The organism is Mesorhizobium sp. M1088 (assembly GCF_040318575.1).
Taxonomy (GTDB): Bacteria; Pseudomonadota; Alphaproteobacteria; order Rhizobiales; family Rhizobiaceae; genus Mesorhizobium.
Genome location: NZ_JAMYMO010000031.1, coordinates 52,249 through 75,750, shown reverse-complemented (window position 1 = coordinate 75,750; position 23,502 = coordinate 52,249). Strand labels below are relative to the sequence as shown.

The following is a 23,502-nucleotide window of genomic DNA, read 5'->3' as shown; positions in this document are numbered from 1 at the left end:
ACTACAACATCCCGGCCAAGCGCGCCGAAGAACGATCCCGCGTCGAGAAGGCGGAAGCTGCCTATGCAGCAGCGACTTCCCGATGGCGAACGAGGCCGGAAAGGCAGAAGGCTGTGGAAAAAGCCGCCGAATGAGAAGAACGGGCTATTCTACAACATCCGTCTGCATCGGCTTGCCGGGCGCAATGTAATGCCATTCGACGCGGTTCTGATCCGCCCAGGAGAGGATGGCGTTCGAGGTGAACTCGCTGCCATTGTCGCTGACGATCATTCTCGGCCGGCCGCGCTCGGTGATGAGCCGGTCCAATTCGCGGGCAACCCGCATGCCCGAGAGAGACGTCTCAATGATGAGTGCCAGGCACTCTCTCGTGCAGTCGTCGACGACGGCCAGGATGCGGAAGCGGCGCCCGTCTGTGAGCTGGTCCGATACGAAGTCGAGCGACCAGCGCTCGTCGGGCCTCAGCGGCACCACCATCGGCGCCCTGGTCCCGATCGCCCGTTTGCGGCCGCCACGGCGGCGAACGGCGAGCTTCTCCTCCCGATAGAGCCGGAACAGCTTCTTGTGGTTCACGACCAGGCCCTCCCGCCTCAGCATCACGAGAAGACGCCGGTAGCCGAACCGGCGACGCTCCTGCGCGATCGCCTTCATCCGCTCGCGAAGCTCGCGGTCGTCCGGCCTGCTGGTCTCGTAGCGAGCCGTCATGCGGCAACAGCCGATGGCTTTACACGCCCGCCGTTCGCTCATCCCGAAGCCTTCCTTCAGGCGAGCGACAGCTTTCCGCTTGGCCGCGGGCGTCACCATTTCTTTCCCACAAGATCCTTCAACGCGGCATTGTCGAGCATGGCGTCGGCCAGAAGCCGCTTCAGCCGCGTGTTCTCGTCCTCCAGAGCCTCCAGTCGCCGAGCCTCGGAGACATCCATCCCGCCGAAGCGGGCCTTCCAGTTTTAAATCGAGGCGTCGCTGACCCCGTGCTTGCGGCACAGATCGGCAACCGATACCCCGGCCTCATGTTCCTTCAAAAGTCCGATAATCTGCTCTTCAGAGAAGCGGCTACGTTTCATGTCCTGGTCCTCTCGATGGGCCAGAACGAACTTCAAACCGGATTAGATCAGAGGGGCAAGGTCAAGCCCTACCAATTCGTGGATGCACTCATGGCCGCTTGGATCTGGCCGGCTAGCGTTCAGGCTGATGATGGCAAGACGGCGTGATGGGGAAGCGCACCGAATACAAAGACCAACACCGCACGCTTAACGGTGAGTCCTACTCATTCGAAGTATACGAGCAAAACGACATGATCCATGTCCAAGGCAACGGTGACAAACGATCGACCGCCAAACCGGCGTCCGGCGATGCCGGCACAGTGATCATCAATGATTTGATCGCAGAGCTTTTCAGGCGATGCAGGATCAAACCTGTCGGACACTGACAAGAATGGCGGGGCATTTTTACTCCGCATTTCTCTTCTCTTAGGGTGTCCAGTGCCCGCTTCCCTATCCTTTGTCGCGCCCCGTTAGGCATTCCACGCTTTGTCTAATACAATTTTGACTCGCTTTAGGGAGTCGGCCGTGCGCGGGCAAACGAATTTATAGGCCTTCACTTCATAGCGGGGTGCACCCCTTGCCGTGATTGCCTTTATCGCGGCCGCCAATTCCAGCAGCTTTGATTGGTCCCCACGGTTGATCACGATCGCGGGGAACCCATACGATCCTGGACTTGTGTTCGCTTTCAACCAAGCCTCTACCGCAGGACTCTTTGGCACTTGGCTGCCAATCGAGAGGTCCACACGGTCGCGGGTCTTTACATCAGCCGTGATTTGACAAAACCATCCGAACAGTTTGTTCCGCGCGTCATAGTCTCCCTCGTTCCGATCATCGACAATAAATCGTGATGCGGTGTCTAGATTCTTCTGACGCTTGTCGGCAAAGTGCCCATACTCGTCAAGAAACACTTGCTTCAGCGCTCGGGCAAAAAAGTCAGCGGTCATATTAGTCCCTCCAAAACCCACAGTTCTTTCAGTAGCCGAGCCGCCTCCCTCCGTGCAAGGAGCTTGACCTCAGTGGTTCCTGGTTTGTTCTTATCGTGCCCATGGTGAGGCGTAGTGGCGGCCCATCGCCGACAAGAATCGATCGTGAGTGGCCCTATCAGCTCGCGCTGCTTGACGGTCCTTGTGTCGATCGGACCTTCACGCTGATCAGGGATTTTTGCCACCAGCGCGGCCTTGCCTTCCTGATCAGGCACGCGACGGCGATCTGGTCGAATGGCAGGGAAGAGCTTTTCCGGCTTCATTGCTTCGCCGATCTTGCATCGGCCGAAGCGTTCCGTGACCATTTCAGCGGCGTCATGTTCGATCCAAGGATGGACCGGGCAGACGGGAAAGCGCGTGGTGCATGGCACCGAAGCGAACCATGGCAAAGAGTGTTGGACCTTGGCCCGCTTAGCGTGCGGGCGAGCCTAAGAGATTAGAGGGGTGCAAATATGTGCCGCCAGCGCCGACCGACCAGAAGCCCGCCGCTCGCGCGGTAGGGCTTGGATTTGCCCCTATTTCATTTGACCCCTGATAGATATTCTCGTTGGGGAATCGCTACGGGTAGTGGGGGACGAAATGGCTGACGAAATCGATTTGGAACTCGTTAGAAGCGGAGCTAAAGACCTAAGCAGAACGGATCTTAGAAACGCCGACCTTACCGGGAGGGATCTTTCAGGGGCTGATTTCTCTGGTACAAAACTCGATAGGATAAGGGCGAAAGATGCCAATCTATCCGGAGCTAATCTAAGTAGTGCCTCTATCGTTGGCGCCGATTTTTGTAACGCTGACCTTTCCGGTGTCGTCTTTCCTGCGGTGATGGTAGCCGTGAAACTTAATAATTCCAATTTGAGAAACGCAAAAATAGGTTTTAGAGGATCACGCGTTGACTTTAGTTCAGCAAACATTAGCGGAGCTGACTTTATCGGAGGAATATTTGGAGAGGACATAAAATTTGACAATGTGACATACGATGAGCAAACACGATTTGATAATGTAGAAATTCTCAGGAGCACATCTAGGTATCCCGTTTTTAGCAGATATAACTATTCTGGCGGTAAGCTTGTTCGAAAAGACGGAGCGACTGCAGCTGCGGCTCCCAGCGAAAAAGAGAGCAGTGAAGATAAGGAGGACGACTTAAGATCGGACAGTTCTCCGGATGCCAACACCTCCAACCGCAAGGGCAATTCTGGCGACCTTGCAAGAACGATCGAGATCCGGCTAGCCGAAGCGCCGAAAGGTTTCGCTCTTATGGCAGCCATGCTCTCTGCTGCGGTGCGGGAAGAGTTAGAGGAAATGCAGTCTTCGCGCCCAAACAGGCCCGACGATCTCGCTCGCTTCGAAGGGCTTACAAACTTTTTAGAGGAATTAGCAAAGTCTCTTGATCGTTAGCTGAAGCTATCGAACAAGCCGGCAAGAACCCCGGTAGTGGCGACTATTCGTCGGCTCGCGAAATTGTCACTGCAATTAGAGATCGGATAGAGAGTTGGGCGAGCGAAAACAAGGGCATGGTCGCGGGAATTTGGCGAACTGGCATTTATTGGTGTGAGCATGTCGTTTTTAACACTCTGCGGAGCGCCTGCAACTTACGCAGCGTTGATGAGCATGGCCACTTTTGGTGGGGCGAAGTTGATCGAAGTCGTGAAAGATTTCGCTAAGAAGAGTGGCGACAACGACTAGGGATGAAGCGCCGCCACGAAGGGGAGAAAAATGCCACTAGCGGAACATTCGGCCTTTAGAAGGCCGGCAAAGGAACAGGTTCTATGGCGATATATAAATTTCCCGAAATTCGCCTCAATGATTACAACGAAAACTCTTTGGTTTTCTAACATGCACACTCTGAGCGTGGATGATCCATATGAGGGAATATTGCCAGCCGGAAATTATGCCCATCGCCAGTGGAACAACGAAGCCGACGTTCCACAAAAAAAATTAAACGACATAAAACGAGGAAGTTTCATCGGCAAAGGTGGAGATATCAATAGCGATATTAAAGCATACAAAGCGTTGTTAGATAATGAGGTTGATGAAGCATATAATGCTCGAAAAGAAAATTATATTAATTGCTGGCATATTTCGAGTTATGAGTCTGCTTCGATGTGGCACATTTATGGGGAGAGGCAGTTTGGGATTGCGGTGACCAGTGATATTAATTCTATAGCAAAAGCATTCAACGCAACCAAGGAAGAGATATTCGCCGGGAGCGTCGATTACATAGACTATGAATCAGAAACTTTAGACATGTCCAATGGGTTCATTCCGGCTTTACACAAACGTCTAAGCTTCGGGCATGAAAAAGAGATGAGGCTCCTCATTTGGGACTTTTCTGACAGCGAGATGGATGTCCTATTTCCGTTGAACGGGACATTGCGCGTCATGAAAGGAGAGCGACCAAAAGCTGAGCGCGACAAAATTGATCCCGCGCCCGGCAAGGCTGTCCGGTGTGATTTATCAGAACTGATCCTGGGCATATATGTTTCGCCAGCATCCCCTATATGGTTTGAAGACGCCGTCAGGTCGTTTTGCGAGCTAGCGCGCATAGACAAAAGAATCGCCAGATCGGACCTCTTGGCAGGGCCAGTTCGTTGAACCGCGCACTCGCGATTGCGGCCTAAAAAGGTGCCCTAGAATACCTTACATTAAAAAAATGAATTTCCTGTAAGCATTGATTTTGTTCAATAAAGATAGAATGGCTGGGGTTCCTGGAAGCTTTTCGAACTTTCTGTCTGATGCCTCCAGCCGAACTGCGCTCTCTTGCGCGCGACGCAGGAGTAACGCGCCTTTAAAGGTAAGTGCTTGTTTTTACTGTTGGCCGTTACCGGTCGCCTGCATTCAGCGGCCGGGCGAGTGGCGGCGGGGGACCGTTGTCACGGCCACAGCGCGGTCGATTTAGGACAGCAGGAGCCTTTTGGCGCGCCATCCAGTCAGACACCAAAATAGCCAAGGCTTGGAACGCGCTGGCGTGAAACTTGAATATGAACGACGGTGCTACCCGCGGCGCCAAAGCGTTCACGTGGCGATAAACCTAAGCGCAACCCCGAATGTCATTCCCTTCAAGGTGCGCGCTTCATCTCGAAGCGTGATCCGGCTGAAAAATGGAATTTGGAATGAACCATCGGGGCGCGGCGCATCCACCACATGAAACTCGACCGCCCGGCCGGCAAGCGAATCTCCGAGGCTCGCTTTCAGGGCATCAGCCGATACTTTGCCGGCGACGGTTTGAACCTTGTTGATCAGCACCTCTCTCGCTTCCGGATATGCCTTAAGGATTCTTGCCGAGTTGCTGCCCTGTTTGAAAAAATGGCTTAAGACGCTGGACTGGCGTGAGCTTTTCTTGACATGGATCAATCGCTTGTTGCCGATGTCAAGCAAATCGCACGCTTCGAATTTGCCGTAGGGGACAGAGGGAACCTGCAATATTTCTTGATCCAGACATACTTGCCCGTAGGCTGCAGCGCATCGCTTGTTATATTCAAGCTCAGTTTCAAATCCCGTCTTTTTGCCATTCGCTGAGATCTTCTTGATCATCTTAAGCGGAGCGCTGGTCCATTTTTTAATGAGTGTTTGGAACGTACTATCGACATCATTCTTGAACTGCTGATCGACCCTATACCACTCGCCTTCGCTGATCGCATACAATCCTCCTTCGACAACGAGCGAGCCTATCAGCGCCTTCTTGATGCTCCATCGCTGTTTGCCAATCGCGTCATTAGCGAACTCCGCGAATACACCGTGCTTGGACTTGATCGATTCGACATCCAACGAGGTGATGTCGCTGCCCAGTTCCGCACGGCAGTTCTCCATAAGAAGATCTGCGAAGCGCCTCTGTAAGTGAAGACCACTAAACCCGTAGTATACAACGTCCTCTTCAGACCAGCCAGGCATCGATAGCTCGAAGTTATCTTGGTCCGATTTGATAACTTCGACCGCCTTCGTGTCCAACTTAGCTAGAAGCAGTTAATTTAGGATTGGGCGCACCTTGTCGATGATCTGGAAGCTGGTTTTCTTGTAGGCATCGCAATGAAATCTTATCAGAGCTTCTTCGGCGACATCGGCCATCTCCGAAAGGGTCATTTCACGAGTAACTTTTAGAGCGGTCGCGCCGGCAAGGTTGTCAGCGAAATCATCAGTGCTGTCTGTACGACCGGTGATCCGCCGGACTAGATCAAGCGCCTCGTCGATGCCGAATGCTCGCAAATCTCTCTGAAAAGCCGACTGAGAGACACCCTTGATTGCTTCCCCCAGATTACTTCTATCAATCCGTTTCACCCTGTCGTCGCTCAGTGAATTGATAACGACCATAAGTCCGAAGTCCATTTCGATTGTTGTGTCATCGATGTACTGCCAACCATGGGCAAAAGGCACCAAGAAAATTCGGCTCCCGTGCTCGAATGCCACGATTGCAGACGACGACTTGTTCTTGATGCTCGGCAACCCGGAGAATACATCATTCAAATCTGCGAGCCATTGTGGCGGCCTAGGAATGTTGTCGAAGATGAACGCGCGGGCCTTTTCGCCGAGGTCAGTGGAGTCCTTTACGATCGCATCTCCCGCCTCAAGGCGATCTTTGGCGGTCTCGGTAAGAACGTCATCAAAAGTCTCAACATCGTTCTTCACTAGGTAAAGTGCAAAAGTCTTGGTCTTTGGCATAGTATCCCCTCCGGGCAGACTATACACCGACGCGATCCTGTTTACTATTCGGAGATCGCCTGCTCTAGCCGATAGCGCGTTGGCCTGCCAACCGGTTCTCGTGAGTCAACTCTGTTTGCTGTCTCGGCCCTCTGAGCTTCTTCTTCGCGACAGGGCCCGGTGAACGCAATTACGCTTGGGTCCAAGGGATAACGGGAATCAGTTTCCGACGCTATTAGGGACGGCAACGGCGTCGCGTCGGTGACCCACTGCATCGAGGGAGGGGCGACCTCTGGGCACTTTTGAGAGAAGTTGCGATTGGACCCGTAGTCCTGTGATGTGTTGGCCTAGGCAGCAGGCGGTTCTAGGACTCGGCGGCCAGGAACAGGTGGCCAATCGAACAAACTGGGATGATCGATGTCATCCTCGAAATGATGGTAGCGGACTGCTAGAAAGCGTCGCGTGGCCTCCATATCGGGAGTCGACCGATGATTGGACAATTGCCAGCCTGGCATCGCAGCAAAGAGGCCTACCCAACGCACGCTTTTGACGGTCTCGCGGGTAAATTCATCCAGGTTGATAGCCGGCGTCTTTCCATTTTCGAATTCTTTGACAAGCCGCTGCGTGATATCGGGCGACCCGTTCGCCATGACCTGATATCCGACTTCGGCCTCAATAGCGTGCTGAAGTACAAAGTTGAATATCACCTGATATATCTGCCAATCGAGTAGACCCTCATCATGTAATTCCTCAAGCAAAGCCATTGCGGCAGGATGGGCCCGTAGGGCTTTTAGATTGGCCGCGACAACAGGCGTCATTCTTCGATATCGGTTGGAGAGAGCCTGATAAGCACGGGCGGTTGTGTAGGTTGGACCGTCATCGCTCAGCCAGGCGAGTTCATCACCGATCCTTGGATCGGGCGCAGGCGCGTCCATAGGTGCTGAAATCCCTGATAGGACGACATCCTTGCCGACGAGCAGGTCACGCACATCTCCAAATAGCCGCGACACAGGGTGAACCCAAAAAGCGTTGTTGAGGAGGCCGCGATCGATCTTGCGCTCGACCACCTTCAGAAAGTCTCCGCTGGGCAATGCCGATGCATTGCCGAGAATTTCGGCGAGAAGCATGAGAGTGAAGCTTGCTTCGTCACCGAGCGTGATGGAGTTGGGGACAGTCAAGCGGTAGCGCATCTGCGCATTGTCCGGCACCGCCTCTAATTTGGGCTTGAGCAGACCGGACGTCGTGATTTCGATATCTACCGAAGACGGCAGTAAGGCGAGATCCTCATCGGCCAAGTCGACGATGGCAATTTGGAAAGCAGCCCCTATCCATTCTGCGATGGCGCGGGCTGAGCTTGCGGCCCGAATGGTCCAGGTGATTCCGAGGGCGTTCCATCGATAGCGGAGTTCCGGACCGAGATCGTAGGTAAGTCCTTGGCCTATGTCCTCGGCGAGCCGTTCCTCGATTTCCGACCTCGACATAGACGCCCAGGGTGGCTTGAATGCTAGTGTGCGCAGGCTATTCGCGTATGCCGGATCGATAGGCCACCCTTCAAGCGCGGCCTCTATCTGTTGCAACTGGTCAGGCAGTATATGGCGAAGTAGGGCATAGACTTTTGCGGCTTCAGCCAGACGGGCGGCGAATTCCGAATGCCGCTCAAGATTTTCACCATCACGGGTATGCGCAATATGGATTTGAGCTGCCCGACCCACGGAATGGATGAAGCTCAATCCTTCACCGGCCATTAGGTAGGTTGCGCTGATTTCAAGCGCGGCACGACCGATGAGTGAACGCAGTTCCTCGTCCTTCGCAAGGATAGCGTATTTGAGGGCGGCAGCCGCATAGTAGCGCGCTGCGAGTGGCAGCCATAACCGCGAATAGAAATCGGACAGCTGCAGCATAGCGAGGACCGAACCGTCCATCGTCGCCGCATGAAACCATCCTTCCTTCGCCCGCTGCAGTTGATCGATTGCGGCAACATACTGATTATGTGTGGCATGGATCATCGCACGTTCGCGGCCCTGCTCGGCACGAGCTGTCTTGCCGCGACGCTTTTCAACGACATCGTCAATCCGATCGGCTAGGCGCTGATAGCGAGGCAGACTGCCGATGAAGGGAAGATAAATCTGCATCATGTCGTTTAGCGTGTCTATGTCGGCAAAAGGGGAGCGTTCGGCGATCTCTACAGCCTCTTCCCACGGCGGGAGCACCATCTCACTAAAAAGCTCGGGATCTTTTGAAGATCGATCAGGCGCAATCTGCCGAGCAATCAAGAGCAGTTGATATCGCGAAGCGTCTGACAATTTGCTCGACAATGCCGCTGACAAGGCCTGATCTGCTTGGCTCCGCCATTTCTGCACCAACTCAAGCCCGCCGGAGAAATCACCGGTATGATGAGCGGTCATGGCATAGGAGGCGAGAAGGACGATGTCCTGCACATCGTCGCTATCGAGATCACTTTCGATGGTTTCGAAGAAGCGGTCGACCGCCCAACGAGCCGGGTCGAGGGTCTTCCGACCCCGCAATTGCGCAACGGCGATTTCGTACAGTGCCTTGCGAGCAAGGCGTGTCGGAACCATGTCGAGGATCGGATGGATGAGATCCATCCAGCGGCCAAGGTCAACCTTCAGAGGTTCCTCGAATGTCGCGCATCTCAACCCGCGCTTGACCTCTAGGAAGTCTGTAAAATTCGAGATCTGCCTGCTTCCATCGAACCACCGTTCCCGAAGCGCCTGATACTCCGCGTCACCTTGGACCTCCGGGAACATGTCGGCGGGAACGGAAAGAAACTCCTCGGCGATCCAGAAAGTGTCGGGATCGCTTAGTTGATCAGCAATCGCCTGCCCGTCAAATATTTCGAGATGGATTCCATACTTGCGATTGCCGAAAGCTTGGAGTTCATGCCGCTTTGCAACTGCCAGATCGGGAGTCGCGAAATAGTAGACTGCGTCTGGCTTTGTCCCGCTGCCACAAATGGTGACTAGATCGCTCTTGATTTTAGCGGGAAGCTTTTTGTCCAGCGTGCAAGCGAAAACCAATGTCTTGCGATCGACTATTCCAATCCGAGTGGCTGCGCCAATCTCAGACGCTCCGAGATAACTCCGAAAAGTCTCCGCGTCGCGACCCTGATCGCCGCCGGCTTGGACTGGGCCGGTCGCAGGAAGGATTCGTCGACAGATTCGTTGGCGTGCAAGCTCGAAAGACAACTCTTCAAATTGGTGTTGCTGATTGAGCGCGCTCATTTGCTCTAACTGAAAGCGCAAATAACGACGTAACGTGTACCTATTATTTGCCAAGTCTGCGTACCCTCGCAAGATCAGCTTCGACCATACGGAACATCCATGCGCCTCGCTAGACGTCGATGACGTCCGCTATGATCTGCCTGTGCGAAGCGCAGCCGAACCTACTTAAGCGCCACGCGACCTTTTCGACTAAGGTAGCTGCGAATCACTCGTGTTAGGCGCCTGAGATGAGCGACACCCCCGAAACATCGGAACCTCCGGCGGGCATGGATTGGGAGACATACTATGCTCACCGGAATCGATTAGACGAAATCCGCGTTCAGCAATCATCAGCATTCGACAAGTCAATATTAACTCTGTCGTCTGGGGGGTTGGCATTTTCTCTTGTCGTCTTGCAGAGCATACCGAATCCAAAAAACATCGTTGCTAATCAAGTTCTGGTCTGGTCATGGATATTGTTCGTTGTTGCGATTCTCATGAATGTTCTCTCTTACTATGTCAGTTCCAAGGCTGCTGAAGTGGCAATCGCGCATATGGACAGGCGCATGAAGGAGCAAGATTGGGAGGGAACGGATTCGAATTTTCGCGACAAATTGACGAGGATATTGAATTCCGCATCTGGTATTTTGTTCGCCACGGGTGCAGTTTGTCTTCTAGTCTTCGCTTATAAAAACGGAATGGTGCCCTGAGATGTCCAAGCCGACAGTGAATCCTTTCGCGACAGCCGTTGTCTCCAATTTGGAGATATCGACACACGGCGCACTCATGCCCAGTCAACCCGTATCGCGACCGTCGGTCCCGACCTCGGCGCCTGTCGCAGCAAGTCCAGCCGCAGCAGTTCCAGCGCCAGCCGCTCCGGTTTCCTCTCCAGTTGCCACAACACCAACTACGACAGGGAAGTAGCATGAGCTTGCCCCCACGTCCCGCTGCTCCACCACCTAGGCCGACGCCATTTCCTTCACGGCCGACGCCGGGAACAGGAACCCCTATAGGTCCGCCACCACAGCCTCGACCGACAAAACGTTAGATGTCCAACAACCGAAAGACGTTCGATGAAGAAAATTGTCGTGGTAAGCTCCAAGCCGACTCATCGAGGCAGCAAAGAACAGGCTGGCACAACGATGACGACACCGCCCGTCATAAAGACGACGAAAAAGTGATAGCCCGCTCGGCGGAACAGGGCACCTAAACAGGTGACCTAGACTGCCTTACATCAGGAAATTGAATTCTGTGTAAGTGGCTGATTTTAAACAATAAATAAACAATGGCTGGGGTTCTTGGAAGCTTTTCGAACTTTCTGCCTTGCGCCTCCAGCTGAATTGCGAGCGCTCATGAAGGAAGTTGGCGGGTCTGGATCCGCAGTGGTGCAAACTTGATCGAAGCTCTTACTTGGGGGTTCGAGTCGGAAGAGGGCTACCGCCAATACAGCGCTGCAACCGAGTTCGTCTGTTGACCGGGCTTCGCAAGCAGGCTCGGCAGGCTCAAGATCCTGTCCCCGCAACAATCTCAACTTGCGAACGGCCCGCCCCCCGGCGGGCCGTTTGCTTTTGAGCGATATCGCAAGGATTCCAGCAAAGTCGCCGCGGACGTCGATCTGAAGTTCGCCATCCTCTGGCGTCAGGATGATCTCTCTAACCAGCATTCGGATCAGGTCCGCTGCGGTCATCCGCTTGGTTTCTAAATCCTCTTGAAGCGCTGCATCGCTTGCGGTGAAATAGCTGGGCTCGATTTTCGCATTGGATAGTTGTGACGATCGCAAGTTGAGATGGTTGCTCGCCCCCAAACGGCCCGCCTCGTGCGGGCCGTTCGCGTTTGGGAAAATCGTCACCGCCAGCCGCCCGGGCAGATGGCCTGAGATGGCCTGGCGCACCAATCGTACGTGGTGCACGACCTGGCCAACCCAACTCCTCCTGAAATATCGACCGTCGAACGGCCGCGTCCTCACCGCCCCGAGAATCTCACCGGCGAATGGTCGCACTGGACCAAGGTACGCCCGACATCATCGCTCGTCGTTGACGCCGACGCGAGGAGGGGGCTAACGCTGTTCGGAGTTCAGATCGAGCACACTCTCCCTATCCTAAAGAATATCTGTGAACACTTCGAGCGCGGCCTGTTTTCGAGGCGCGCACCTTGGAACTGCAACTTGACCGCGCGTCTCCATGCGACGATGCTCTCTTGTATTTGTCGGGGGCGAGTATGTGGACGGACAGCGAAAGTGAAATCGACCACCTAGATTGTTTTGAAGTCTCAGAACTGGTGTTCGACATGGTGACTGACGACACCATATTGATGATCTCCCGGGGAATTTGTCGAAATACCGGATCCTTCCGAATGCTCGGAGAGGGGGCATGAAGTTTTCGATCCTGCACATCTCTGACCTCCATCAAAACCTGAAAGACGAGATCCTACCTGACGTGTTGTTGGACACGATTGCGAATGATTTTCGCCGGTTTGCGACTGAGGATCCGGCTATTCGCCTTCCTGATCTTTGTGTGGTCAGCGGGGATATCGTCTATGGAGTTTCCCCAACAACAGGAAACCCAGCCGCTGAACTGGAACGCCAATATGACCAGGCCCTTAAGTTTCTTGTCGGACTTTGTGATCGGTTTTTTGCGAGCGATCGCAAACGCGTTGTCATCCTTCCCGGAAACCACGATGTCGATTATAGCGAAGTTATCCGCTCTGGCAGCTTCCAATCGATTCCGGATGATGCTGGGCCCAAAGGCAAACTGGTCGCCGAGCTTTTTTCACCCAACAGTGAACTGCGATGGTCATGGTCGAGGCTGGAGTTCTTCCGGATCGACGACCAGTCGATCTATGATAACCGGTTAGGGCAATTTGCGCGATTATATGAGCGCTTCTACGAGGGCGCGCGAAGCTATCTGTTGGATCCGTCCCGGCAGTTCGATATCTTCGATTTTCCGCAGTACAGCTTTTGCCTTGCTGCCTTTAACAGCTGTTTTCGCAATGATCCGATGAACCGTGTGGGCGCCATTCATCCAGGCGCGTTGATGGACGCCTGTAGCGAACTTCGCAGTCCGTCGCGAGCAGGCTGGTATCTGGCTGCCAGTTGGCACCACGATATTGCCGGCGGCATAGGCCATGAGGATTTTCTCGATGCGGGTTTCGTGCAGCATCTCATCGACGCTGGTGTAACGATCGGCTTTCATGGTCATCGCCATCGCACGGACTGCTTCGATCAGAAATACCGGCTGGGCGACGCACCACGAAAGATGACGGTGATAGCGGCCGGGACGCTCTGCGCAGGTCCGGCAAACCTCAGTCCCGGCATCCCCAGAGGCTACAATATCGTCGAGATCGATACGGATGCTGCTGTCGGGCGCGTTCATTCCAGGCAGATGGTCAATCAGTTGCAGAACATTCCGATATGGGCCGCTGGCCGGTTCCTTGACGCCAGCGGGTCATTTCTGGATTTTGACCTCAGCCCTCCTGTCCAGAAGAGACCTGCAGCGCTCGACGTGGAACTGATCCTTGAGCGGGCGTCCGACCTGCTTGGGCAGCAAAGGTGGAAAGATGTCATCGACGAATTGGCACCTATCGCTCGGGACCCGACGGCAAGGCGCCTTTTCGTGGAGGCTCTGCAGCATATCGACGACAGCGCTCTGACTATCGAGCGCCTGTCGGAGCCAGAAAACGCCACCGAAGCTGTGATGTTTGGTACCGCGTTAATGGAAAGCGGTAGTGCGCGTGAGGTGGAGCGTTTTCTCAGTCTCGAAATCGTCGCCAATCATTCGGACGCAAGTCTGAAGGACGTCAAGGCACGCTTGAAAAGAAGGTTTGGCAAATGAGTGGTATTGTCTTCCAGGTCGACACCTCGCGGGTTCTGGCGATCCTGGCCAACGAAATCTACGATTCGCCATTCGCAATGCTGCGCGAGAATTTGCAGAATGCCTATGACGCCGTTCGCCAGCGCTTCGCCGCTGATGGTTCGCTCAAGGAGGGCGGGAAGATCTTCGTTGCAATCGAAGGGCAAACGATCTCGATCACCGATAACGGCATCGGGATGAGCGAGGAAACGTTGCGTGAAAATTTTTGGAAGGCAGGCTCCAGCGGAAAGCGCTCTGACACCGCTAGAAAGGCCGGCGTCGTTGGAACATTCGGCATCGGCGCGATGGCGAATTTCGGGGTGTGTTCTGCCCTAGAGGTTGTCACGCGCGCGGTCGGACAGGAAAAGGTGCTACGAAGTGTTGCTGAGCTGGCATCCCTCAAGATTGGCGAGGAGTGCATAAGTTTCGAGACAACGGGCAGCAATCATGATTTCGGGACGACGATTAGGGCGACCCTTGACGATCAGAACGTGATCTCGCAAGCGCAAGCAATAGCATACCTTCGCCCCTATGTTCGCATGCTGCCGGTTCCCGTCTTTGTCAACGACACGTTGATCAGTGGCGAGAAAATCGACAGCTTCGTCGATAGCCGCAGTTTTTCGCGGATTGGTTCAAAGGCATGGACCGACAAGGTGGCCACAGCCACCTTTACGACGAGCGTCGATCCCAACGCACAGGTCCTTGTCCATGTCGCCGACATAAAGATTGGTGGGCAGGATATCGACGGTTCCATGGTCCTTTTGCAGGGCAGCGGTCAATTGATGGGCTTGCGCTCTTTTTTCGGCTTAGCTCCCGTGCCTGCGGCTGGCCATTATCGTTTTGGGGGGGTTGCTAACCTCAGCTTCCTGCATCCGACAGCCGGGCGCGAAGCTCTTAGCCGTGACAGTATCGAACAGGTCAACAGGTTGATTACGCTTGCCGAATATGCGTCTTCGGAGGCGATAGGCCGGTCGTCAATGGCGGATCGGAGCAATGCTTTTCTGAGCTGGATTATTCCCAATAACCGTTATGATCTTGCGGACAACATTACGATTGGCGCCTACCCCGGTAACCAAACAATATCCCTGGGACAGTTGAAAAGAACGATCAGTGATCATAACTATCTATACTATTCTGGGACCGTTTCAGGTGTCATAAACACCTTTGCTAACGAGAGCTGCACCGTCCTGCAAGTGTCTCAGAACAATCCACGTCGGCGAGTCCAGACCTACTATATTTCTGAGATCCTTAAGATTAAGCCTGTTCCCGCTTCCGCTCAGATCACCAGGACGTACGCTAGGGACGAGCTCAGTCTCTCGGAGCTTGCTTTCATCCTCAGAGTCGCTTCGACGATCCGCGATGACTACCTCTTGCCGTCGATCGAAGTGCGGTTTGCCGACATTTCTCATAATGTGACCGTGCTGGTCGAGAAAGTCGACGAGGTTCTCAAGGTTTCGATTTCCAAGACCAGCGCGTCTATCGTTCCTGTGCTCGGTGTCTACAAGACTGCCTATGAGCTCTTTGACCCCTTCATAAAGGATTATGTGAGGGTCAACATCTATCCCTCGATCCAACCTTATGTGCCGAGCTCCACTAAGGGCGGTGTAGAGGCCTTGCATAAGTTGCTGCTCAAAAACCGCGAACTATACCGCTATGAACTGTCGGAGCGGGGAGAAGTCGAGGGCATTCTGGGTGAAGAACTGGCTGGCGATAAGAGCTTTGCCCGGGTGATCCAAGAGGCAAGGCTCAAGCGCAAGCCCCAAAGTCAGAGAGTTTCGGCCGAACAGGTTGGGCGTATCGAAACTGAGCTGCCTGGAATCGAGGAGGTGCCCCTGTACTTTCCGTGGTTGGATAACGCGGTTGCTGACGGCGAATATGATGCCGCACCGCCAATCATCAGGGACACGGTCAAGTCAGAAATGAAAATTTTGACCACTAGCGAACACTATCCGATGCTCAACAATTTCACGATGTTCCTCGGTCTCTCCGACAAGCTGATGAAGAGTGAGGCAGAGTTTTTCCGACGTCCACATTCGACGCGGATCATCTGGGGCGGGCAGCGTGTTGTCTATATCTTTACGGAAGGAGCCGAAACACTGAGTCTTTACTACGACATCGAGCTTCAGGGACAGATAGAGAAATCTAAGACCGGCGGTTCGATGTTCCCGACCACGACGATCGTCACTGATGGTCGGGTCTTCATCCCCATTCCAGACGTCCTGACGGAAAATTTCCAGGTTGGCGATACGCCAAAAGAATTTTTTGTCCGCTTCGACATTTTAAGTGCGGGCATGTGAGGCGCGATGGCTTTGATCAATTGAGGGCCTCGGACTTTTGGCAGGAAGACCCGCTGATCGCCACCGGAACTGCCTGTTTGGACGTGTGGCTACCGCAATACGAATCTGAAGATACGCCCTGCTGATGTCCTCGGCTTGATAGTTTCCTACCGGCTTGATGCTCAGATCGCCAGCGACATGACAGCGGTGGTGCAGCCATCTGGCAGATCAGGCGTTTTATGGGCAACGTGTTGCTGCAAACCTGGTGAGGGTTGAGTCCTCGGTTGATGTGCGGAATTAAGATGCCAACTTTACGCAGCGCTACGAAAAAGGCCGATGCGGTTCTCGGCGACCAGAAGCTTGAGTAACGGTTTTGGGGTGCTCGGAAATCGCAAGTTAAGATTAAATCCTGTCCCCGCAACCAATTCTATCATAAATCAATAACCGTCCCGGTCTAACCGGGCGGTTTTTGCGTTCAGGGCAACGCAGCGCAGCCTCTATTGCTTATTTGGGGAAGCGCCGACCAAACATTCCCTCTATCGATCGGCCGGATAGTTGGAGCGCACTGCACAGCGGCTCGGACCGCCAGCTACCCAGGATATCTACAAACGCGGGGCACATGAGTTTCCCCACTACGGGAATGGCCGCACCTCTCCAACCCACTTCGATATCAGGCGATGCGAATAGACTCCTCGATACCCGCAAAGCCTGAGCAGCATCACCTCAATATACCATTGTGCGAGGTGCCAAGCCTCCGGAATGGCGGATGGCAATTTCCCGGGAAGCATACGCTTGGGATGCACGAGTTCATTGCGAAGTTTCGTTATTGCCTCTGGGGCGTCGGCGAACGCGCCGTTTCTTTTCCAACGGCGCAATCGCTTGCTCGAGGGCGGAATGGCAGTCCGAATCTTCAAGTGCTGGCAGGCTGCCCGAATCTTGTCTGCTGCATTTGCAGCCCTTGGAAGGGTGATGCCAGCGTTGGTCAGCACCGACATTGATAGGCCTTCGAGAGCGGCTTGTGAAAGTACCAGACCCCCATCTACGCCGGCGCCTTCGCCTGCACGGTTGCTCCGAAGATACCAATGGAGGCCGGCAGAGCCTGCTCTTGAGAGAGACCGGTCATGAAGTAGCTCCACAAAGCCGGGAAAGGCCGCTGCCAGACATTCGCCGTGGTGGATGTCAAACCAGCTTGGGCAAGATTGCCAAGGAGCAGCGATGCGTTGCCCCCAATTCTGATAGTGTTCCTGACCGTCCCGGTCATAACCGACGATCCCGAAGAGCGACGTCCATGCGCCGCGCGCAAAGGACAGGAAACGGTGCAGATCGTGAACTATCGCTTCGAGCTGCCCGCATGTGAATGACTGGCGATCTGCGTGCACTATGCGCGCAACATGGGTGATCGCATTGCCTCCTTCAGCCTTTAGCTGCTCGATGATCTTGCGAGTTGAGGGGAGCGCCTGAAGCTCTATCTCCCAATCCAGGGTTCGCAGGACGACGCACCCCAGCCGTTGATTTGATTGGCGAAGGTCGCTCTGGGCACCAAGGCAAAAAAACTCGGGAAAGTTAAGAACATGAACGATGGCGGATGAGAGGCGTACGCGCCGGTCGCGAACCTGCGTGAATGCTGAACCGTTCGCCATCAACCAAAGCTTTGCACCTGCAGTGCCTATTTGCGAATTAGTGACAAGCACCGGAAAGAACCGACCATGCGGCCCGAATCTTAGCTGAAGACGCGGATCTTGACTAAGTCGATACCCATCGAGGCTCGTGTTAACTTCGACGAGCACACGTTCTTTGTCGGTCAATTTAAGCCGAGCGTTACCGGAGCTGGCAACGGTTATCCCTCCGGCTCGGAGCTCGACAGGTGCGCTGCCCAAATCAATTGCAGTATTAGCAGTTGCAGCAGCGTATTTCGGAGCAATCAAATCTACCATCTAGCAACATAGCTGGTGGGCACGATCGTCGTCTAGGGAGGGTCAGGCAAACCGGGATTGTCGAGACCGCAGATGAAGCAGCGCCAGATGCACCTCCATGCCCGCCGGAACGATCATAGTGGCAAAGAGATCATCACTCATTCGTTGCAAGCGCATTACACAGGGATAGTTGCCTTAGATTGCATCCACGTCGGTCGCCGTTCGGCGAACAGCACGTCGATCCAACATCGGTCCTCGTCCGGAGCGATCGCCCCGCGCCGCTGTGATGACGGTTGGCACAAGGCGCGCTCGACGCGTGCCAAGGTTCTTGGTTACGAACAGCGCTGAGACCGGGGAACGGCTAAAAATCTCGCGCTCGGCATTCTGCACCATTGCCCTATTGAACGCACGAACTGTGCGCCGCAGACAGCGGAAGACAGCGATCCTGTCAGAAAACGGAGCGCGAAACCCATTTATGACCAGCAATGCCCTCCTTGGTGAGATGGGACACACGGCCTCTGCTTCGCCAAACCCCAGAGCGGCCGGTATCACCGGTGTGTCACCGATAACAAACTCCTCTTCATCCGGCGCATCGATCAGGATGAGGGCGCATTTGTGAATACGGCCCGCATAGTCCTCAAGATGCTCGCGTATAATCCCGACATGAAGAGCATCTGTCTCAAATCTCGCTTCGTCGCTCTTTAGGCCCAGCACTGCGGCAATATTCTGCACCATGTGGTTGGAATTGAGCGCGTCCTTGTAGCTCGGGATTCTCACCATGAGGGATGCGATATAGCGCGACAATGTCCAGCGATCGCCTGGTGAAAGGACGGCCGAGAAAGCCCGCTCATCCGGAACAAAGCCGTCCCGCTTGATATTCTTACCCTCCGCTCGGAGAAACGACTTGTCATACTTCTGTTCGAGCTGATAATCTCGTCTCTTCTGCGTTGCAAGCCGGCCAAGCACCGGACCAGCTGGTCCCTCGACCTCGTTCGCGAAGAAGGTCTCTAGCGTCGAGTCGCGTGTACCGTCTGCCCGCCAGATTGAATTGTAGTGGCCGATGACGGCTGTGTTCACAGGCTGCGTGCGTCTTATCTCACCCGCCGCATTGGTCATCGTGATGCAGCCCTCACCATCGACCCATAGCTCGGAATGACAAGTTGGCCACCAATGGTGTCGTTTCGGAGTGCTCTTCATTGTCTTGTGCGACTGGTCAGGGTGCTGAGTTGAATGTTTTCTCGGCTGCTTCAAAAGCCGCAATCGCTTCGGTCTGCTCATTCACAAGCGTTCGGAAAGCGTCGAATGCTTGATAGCAAATGTCACGCTCCTTCTGAAGCAGGTTTCCCATCTCGCCAAGATCAAGCGCCGGGCTGCCGCCGATGCCGTATAGAATGCGCCCCGATTTCTCGACCTTCCGGCCCACAAGCCGGGTCATGCCAAGCACGAATCTGGCCGAGAAACCGTGGTTGTAAGTGTTGCGAAAATCATCAGTTTGTTCTTTGAAAACGCTACCGGCGATCGGCTCGATCTTCAGCTTGAACCTGCGGTACTTCCTCCATCCGCGGCAATAGGGTTCGATATCGTTCAGATAGAGATTTGCGGTGGGAAAATCATCTTTCCAATCAGAGATCTTCGTCATATTAGCCTGGTGGCATAGGTGCCCCGCAGCGAAGGTAAAACGGGATTTGAGCGCGTATGGGAGCCCCAGCGCGACGGTCCCAAGCATGTCAATGAACTCGTGCGTCAAATCGTGCTTATCTTCGTTGGAGAGCGGAGCAAGAACCGCGGCCCAAGTCCGTAGGCGATGCGCATAGTGTGTCAGGTCGTTGATCTTGTTCGCTAGCTCGCCCGAATATTCAGCCAGCATCTCGTTATAGGGCATCCACCTCGCACTCATTGGATTGGGTAAGCTCCACCAGCGATAGGGCATCCAGCGTCCGCCAATCGGAGTTGCGTCGAGTTGCGCACGATATTGCGTGTAGAATCGGATGAGTTTTTCAGAGCGCTTTAAGGTGAATTCGTCCGGCACAGCCATCAACCTTCTCAATATCAGCGCAAATGCCCCTGCAAACGAAAGGGCGAGCGACGCCGCCGCGCTCTGGCTCTGAAAGAGGTCGCAGCCGCTCTTTCGGCGACTGGCTATGCCCTGATCCGTTCGGCGCGAGGCTAGTAGCGGGTCAGGAGCAAGTGCGAGGCTTTAGCGAATAGTTTTGCTATCCTCGCGCAACCTCCGCTGAGTCGTCCAATGTCACGCTTGATTGTACCGTCGCCGAAGACGCTGACTAAAACAATTGCAGCCTGTGTCGAGAATGCCGAGCGTCTGCTTGCTGACGCTGACATGTTCGAGTTCGAGAAGCTGAAATCGACACGACTCTATCTGATCCTAATTGCACAGGAAGAGCTCGCGAAGGCCTTCATGCTCATTCTGGTATCGATCGGCATCTTTCCGCTTTCGCGGCCGATCCTGAGGGCGATGAACGACCACTCGTGCAAGCAGTTGGTCGGCATGCTCATGGACTACATGATCATGCATTGGGAAGACATCGAAGACGCCCGGCGAATGATCGCAGAGGACTTCGACATGGGCGATGATCATTTCCCGATCGACATCGCCAGCGCACTCGAATTGCTACGATATGAGAAAGTCGCTCGATGGGAAACCGGAATGGGCGGCTACGCGGATGGAGACCTTAATTACAGCCAGGCGGCTCGCAAAGTGGCATCTGGCAAGCACGATCGACGGAAACAGGATGCGCTATACGTGCGCGTTAATCCTGACGGTTCGACCAGTAGCACGCCCCACAAGGTTATGGATGCTGAGGTCAAGTACGAAGCCGAGCGCGCCAGTCGGTATTGCTACTTCGTCAAAGAGTCGATGGCTGGCAAAGCGTCCGGCATGCGGTATGAAACGACCGTCGCGGCGCTAAGAATGCTCTTCGGCCATCGCCCACCGATCTAGACACGGCTGAATACCCAGATGGCAACACGCGACGAACTCTACGTGAAATTCGGGATAGCAGCGGAAGCGGCGCAGCTATTCGAGACCGACCTTGGTTCGCTGCTCCTATGCGCCCGTGGCCTTGAACGCGGTTGGCACCATGAGGTTGACCCCGAAGATGCGCGAAAGCTCCTTGACCACATTGACCGCAGCACACTGGGCCAGCTGTTAGGCATATTGAAGAATTGTGTCAGTCTTGACTATGGTTTGGTGGATCGCTTCGCGTCTGCACCCGAAGCTCGAAACAGGCTGTTCCATCGGTTCTATGAGTCCCATGGCTTCAAAATTCAGACCGATGAAGGCCGCGATGCGATGGTGGCTGATCTTGAAGTTTTACATGGCGAACTTTTCAACGCATGGCAGGCCGCTAGCAAAATGACCGCTGTGGCGACAGCATTCCTTTTGGAGGCGAAGCGAGAACAGGAATAGGCTCGGCGGTCGTCAGGCAGCATTGCCGAGCGTCCTGGCTCTTCAACGGTGCAAACCGGAGGCGAGGTGGACGACCACGAAAATGCGAGAATATCTTTCGGCACCGATCGTGCACAGCTTGTCTATGGGATGAGGCCGGACCGCACGTTGGCGCATATCAGCGAGGTTCAGCGCGGCATTGCTTGCGGATGCAATTGCCCTGCCTGCGGCGGTCGGTTGGTGGCTCGCAAGGGTGATGAGAACGTGCCGCACTTCGGGCACGACGGTGGCGACGCGTGCGGGGGCGGTCCTGAAACCGTTCTACATCTCCTTGCCAAGGAGGTGTTTCGAGCAGACCCGTCGCTACTCCTGCCGAAACGCCTTGGGCTCAATAAGGGCAACGTCGTGACGAAGCCGGGTCAGCAGGTCACGACGCAATTCCTTCGAATCGAGTTCACTGACCCGAAGACGGTTATCCCGGACCTCTATGTTCGGGCGCTAGGGTATGACCTCTTTGTTGAAGTCGCGGTCACCCATGCGAGCGACGAAACAAAGATTCAACGCCTTCGGAAACACGGCGTCATGGCTGTCGAGATCGACCTGTCAAAGTTGCCCCGAGACTCGACACGTGAACAGATCGCGGATGCGGTGCTTCGATCCGCGCCACGGTGTTGGCTCTATCATCCCGATATCGACAAAGCGTTGGCGAAGACCCGCGCCGACGAAGAGACATGGCAGGCTGCACAGGAAAAGCGGTTCGCCGACTATCAGGCCAGGCATGAGAAGCGGGCAAATGAATTGGCGCGCGCCTATGTCGATGGGCTGAAACAACTGGCCGGAAAGAAGATTGCTGTTCCGCGTGATGCAGAACTCAAAGCAATCGGACTCGCCGAGCATGTTGGTATCGAGGTCGCCGGCTATGCGTGTTTCACTGTCCCCCCTGCGGTATGGCAGGCGACAATCTTAGCGGAAGTCTTTCACGACCAATGCCTTGGTAGCGCAGCTGCCAAGGCAGTGCCGATCGCCAAGCATTTGGAAAAGAGCGCGCTGATACGCCCGCAATTTCAGCGTGTCACTACCGAAGTAGCGAACGGTGTCGCTGTCGCCGAACCTCGCTTCGCGCCCGCTTGGAAGGCGATCGACAACTATTTGCAAAACCTGCTCGGAAAGGGCGTTCTCGTTCAGCAAGGCTACGGAGTGACGCTGGAGAGGTCCCTTGCGGACAAGTGGACCGCGCGCACGCTGGCAGAGACACAGAGAACCGCTGTCGTGCATGCCGCAGTGCAAGCAGTCGATTGGATCTTAGCCGAGCTTCCGGCCGAAGAGCGAGGGGACATGACCGGCGAGTCGTGGCTGGATTCTATCCACACGGAGACGAACATGACATATCGGGCCGCGATCGAGTCTGATGTCGAAGCGCCGAAGATCGCCGCCGAAATAGACGCCGTTGTCGCGATGTTCGGAAAGAGCGGCGCGATCCCACATGCGGCGTTGGGTTTGCCTATTCGAGGCGCAATCGAGCGCTGCAAGGCTCAGAGATCAAAGCAGGCCGAAGGGCTACGGCAGAAACAGATTCAGGAAGCCAACCGACTTAGGCAATCGCGTCGGGACCGGCTATGCGTTGACGCTGAAACGGAACTGAGCGGCCCCAATCTTGGGGCCTTTCTGAACGCGAAACGCGACGATCTGAGCGGCATGTCGCCGTTGGAAGCGGCGGAGGATAGCGAGTCGGGATTGACCAAGGCTCGAGGCGTGCTCTCCGCCGATGTCAAGCGCAAGCGATGTCAGGAGAAAATCACTGCCGATACCAAGCAGTCTTTGTCAGCGAAGCATGTCGATGCTTTCCTTAACGGCCGGGATGACGACTTAGAGCGGACAACGCCGCTCTTGTACGTCCGAGATGACGCCACCTACCGGAAGGCGCTCGGGAAGCTAGCTGAATGGCAGAGGGGGTTCGGCGGACCGTTTTGATCATAGGATCACCACCGTAAAAAATCATGGCTGGGAGGAGTCTCGGTCATTTTTCTGCGCTCATTTCACCTGGGGCCAGTGACCTGCGTTAGGATTGAGCAGTCCGTCCTCGTAGACTGCCGTAAAGCGGCTTAAATCAGCGTCAGCGGCGTGACCTGTCTCACGCCGTTTCTCAGACACGCCGCATTGATTTCAGTGAAGAGTGTAGTGGCAGC

The 23,502-nt window shown here is 54.8% G+C and carries 16 protein-coding genes and 2 pseudogenes; 9 read left to right on the top strand and 9 right to left on the bottom strand.

The window, feature by feature from the left end; translation table 11 throughout:
• Window positions 1–147: 147 nt before the first annotated feature.
• Window positions 148–1,061, bottom strand: a pseudogene (locus tag NKH49_RS26115) (IS3 family transposase); the annotation flags it as partial.
• A 146-nt stretch (window positions 1,062–1,207) separates the two neighbouring features.
• Between NKH49_RS26115 and NKH49_RS26110 the strand changes: the two are divergent.
• On the top strand, window positions 1,208–1,426 hold the full coding sequence (locus tag NKH49_RS26110; RefSeq protein ID WP_352639894.1) for a hypothetical protein: 219 nt from the start codon (window positions 1,208–1,210) through the stop codon (window positions 1,424–1,426).
• Between the two features lie 84 nt (window positions 1,427–1,510).
• Here NKH49_RS26110 and NKH49_RS26105 read toward each other — a convergent pair whose 3' ends face one another.
• Complete coding sequence (locus NKH49_RS26105) at window positions 1,511–1,984, bottom strand: hypothetical protein (RefSeq protein WP_352821006.1); 474 nt, start codon at window positions 1,982–1,984, stop codon at window positions 1,511–1,513.
• Entirely contained in the window at window positions 1,981–2,328 is a 348-nt protein-coding gene (locus NKH49_RS26100) for a hypothetical protein (protein ID WP_352639890.1), read from the bottom strand. The genes NKH49_RS26105 and NKH49_RS26100 overlap by 4 nt, the downstream gene beginning before the upstream one ends.
• 274 nt (window positions 2,329–2,602) lie before the next feature.
• On the opposite strand from NKH49_RS26100, the gene NKH49_RS26095 reads away from it, so the two are divergent.
• Both NKH49_RS26095 and NKH49_RS26090 read left to right on the top strand, forming a co-directional pair.
• A complete protein-coding gene (locus tag NKH49_RS26095; RefSeq protein ID WP_352928528.1) occupies window positions 2,603–3,415 on the top strand; it encodes a pentapeptide repeat-containing protein in 813 nt (270 codons plus the stop codon).
• A 318-nt stretch (window positions 3,416–3,733) separates the two neighbouring features.
• A complete protein-coding gene (locus NKH49_RS26090; protein WP_352821015.1) occupies window positions 3,734–4,612 on the top strand; it encodes a hypothetical protein in 879 nt (292 codons plus the stop codon).
• Window positions 4,613–5,032: 420 nt separating this feature from the next.
• On the opposite strand, the pseudogene NKH49_RS26085 reads toward NKH49_RS26090, so the two are convergent.
• Together NKH49_RS26085 and NKH49_RS26080 are read right to left on the bottom strand one after the other, a co-directional pair.
• A pseudogene (locus NKH49_RS26085) lies at window positions 5,033–6,673 on the bottom strand (DUF6119 family protein).
• A gap of 326 nt (window positions 6,674–6,999) precedes the next feature.
• A complete protein-coding gene (locus tag NKH49_RS26080) occupies window positions 7,000–9,948 on the bottom strand; it encodes a hypothetical protein (protein ID WP_352928526.1) in 2,949 nt (982 codons plus the stop codon).
• A gap of 173 nt (window positions 9,949–10,121) precedes the next feature.
• Here NKH49_RS26080 and NKH49_RS26075 point away from each other — a divergent pair, with 173 nt between their 5' ends.
• Window positions 10,122–10,583 carry a hypothetical protein gene (locus tag NKH49_RS26075; RefSeq protein ID WP_352928524.1) on the top strand — a complete coding sequence of 154 codons (462 nt, stop codon included), beginning with the start codon at window positions 10,122–10,124 and terminating at the stop codon, window positions 10,581–10,583.
• Between the two features lie 557 nt (window positions 10,584–11,140).
• Here NKH49_RS26075 and NKH49_RS26070 read toward each other — a convergent pair.
• Entirely contained in the window at window positions 11,141–11,764 is a 624-nt protein-coding gene (locus NKH49_RS26070; protein ID WP_352928522.1) for a hypothetical protein, read from the bottom strand.
• Window positions 11,765–12,242: 478 nt separating this feature from the next.
• Here NKH49_RS26070 and NKH49_RS26065 point away from each other — a divergent pair, with 478 nt between their 5' ends.
• Complete coding sequence (locus tag NKH49_RS26065; RefSeq protein ID WP_352639877.1) at window positions 12,243–13,703, top strand: metallophosphoesterase family protein; 1,461 nt, start codon at window positions 12,243–12,245, stop codon at window positions 13,701–13,703.
• Window positions 13,700–16,018 (top strand): ATP-binding protein, encoded by a 2,319-nt coding sequence (locus tag NKH49_RS26060; protein WP_352639875.1) that lies wholly within the window; start codon window positions 13,700–13,702, stop codon window positions 16,016–16,018. The genes NKH49_RS26065 and NKH49_RS26060 overlap by 4 nt, the downstream gene beginning before the upstream one ends.
• A gap of 611 nt (window positions 16,019–16,629) precedes the next feature.
• Here the strand turns inward: NKH49_RS26060 and NKH49_RS26055 are convergent.
• The 3 genes from NKH49_RS26055 to NKH49_RS26045 all read right to left on the bottom strand — a co-directional run bounded on the left by NKH49_RS26055 (window position 16,630) and on the right by NKH49_RS26045 (window position 19,945).
• Window positions 16,630–17,931 (bottom strand): YopA family protein, encoded by a 1,302-nt coding sequence (locus NKH49_RS26055; RefSeq protein WP_352639874.1) that lies wholly within the window; start codon window positions 17,929–17,931, stop codon window positions 16,630–16,632.
• Window positions 17,932–18,105: 174 nt separating this feature from the next.
• A complete protein-coding gene (locus NKH49_RS26050) occupies window positions 18,106–19,107 on the bottom strand; it encodes a DUF4238 domain-containing protein (protein ID WP_352928519.1) in 1,002 nt (333 codons plus the stop codon).
• A 16-nt stretch (window positions 19,108–19,123) separates the two neighbouring features.
• The gene (locus tag NKH49_RS26045) at window positions 19,124–19,945 is read right to left on the bottom strand and encodes an integrase (protein WP_352639870.1); all 822 of its coding nucleotides are present in this window, start codon (window positions 19,943–19,945) and stop codon (window positions 19,124–19,126) included.
• Between the two features lie 210 nt (window positions 19,946–20,155).
• Between NKH49_RS26045 and NKH49_RS26040 the strand changes: the two genes are divergently transcribed.
• The 3 genes from NKH49_RS26040 to NKH49_RS26030 all read left to right on the top strand — a co-directional run bounded on the left by NKH49_RS26040 (window position 20,156) and on the right by NKH49_RS26030 (window position 23,287).
• Window positions 20,156–20,869 (top strand): AbiV family abortive infection protein, encoded by a 714-nt coding sequence (locus tag NKH49_RS26040; protein ID WP_352639869.1) that lies wholly within the window; start codon window positions 20,156–20,158, stop codon window positions 20,867–20,869.
• 18 nt (window positions 20,870–20,887) lie between these two features.
• Entirely contained in the window at window positions 20,888–21,337 is a 450-nt protein-coding gene (locus tag NKH49_RS26035; protein WP_352904637.1) for a hypothetical protein, read from the top strand.
• Between the two features lie 66 nt (window positions 21,338–21,403).
• Window positions 21,404–23,287, top strand: coding sequence for a competence protein CoiA family protein (locus NKH49_RS26030; RefSeq protein WP_352639866.1), 1,884 nt, complete (start codon window positions 21,404–21,406; stop codon window positions 23,285–23,287).
• Window positions 23,288–23,502 lie beyond the last annotated feature (215 nt).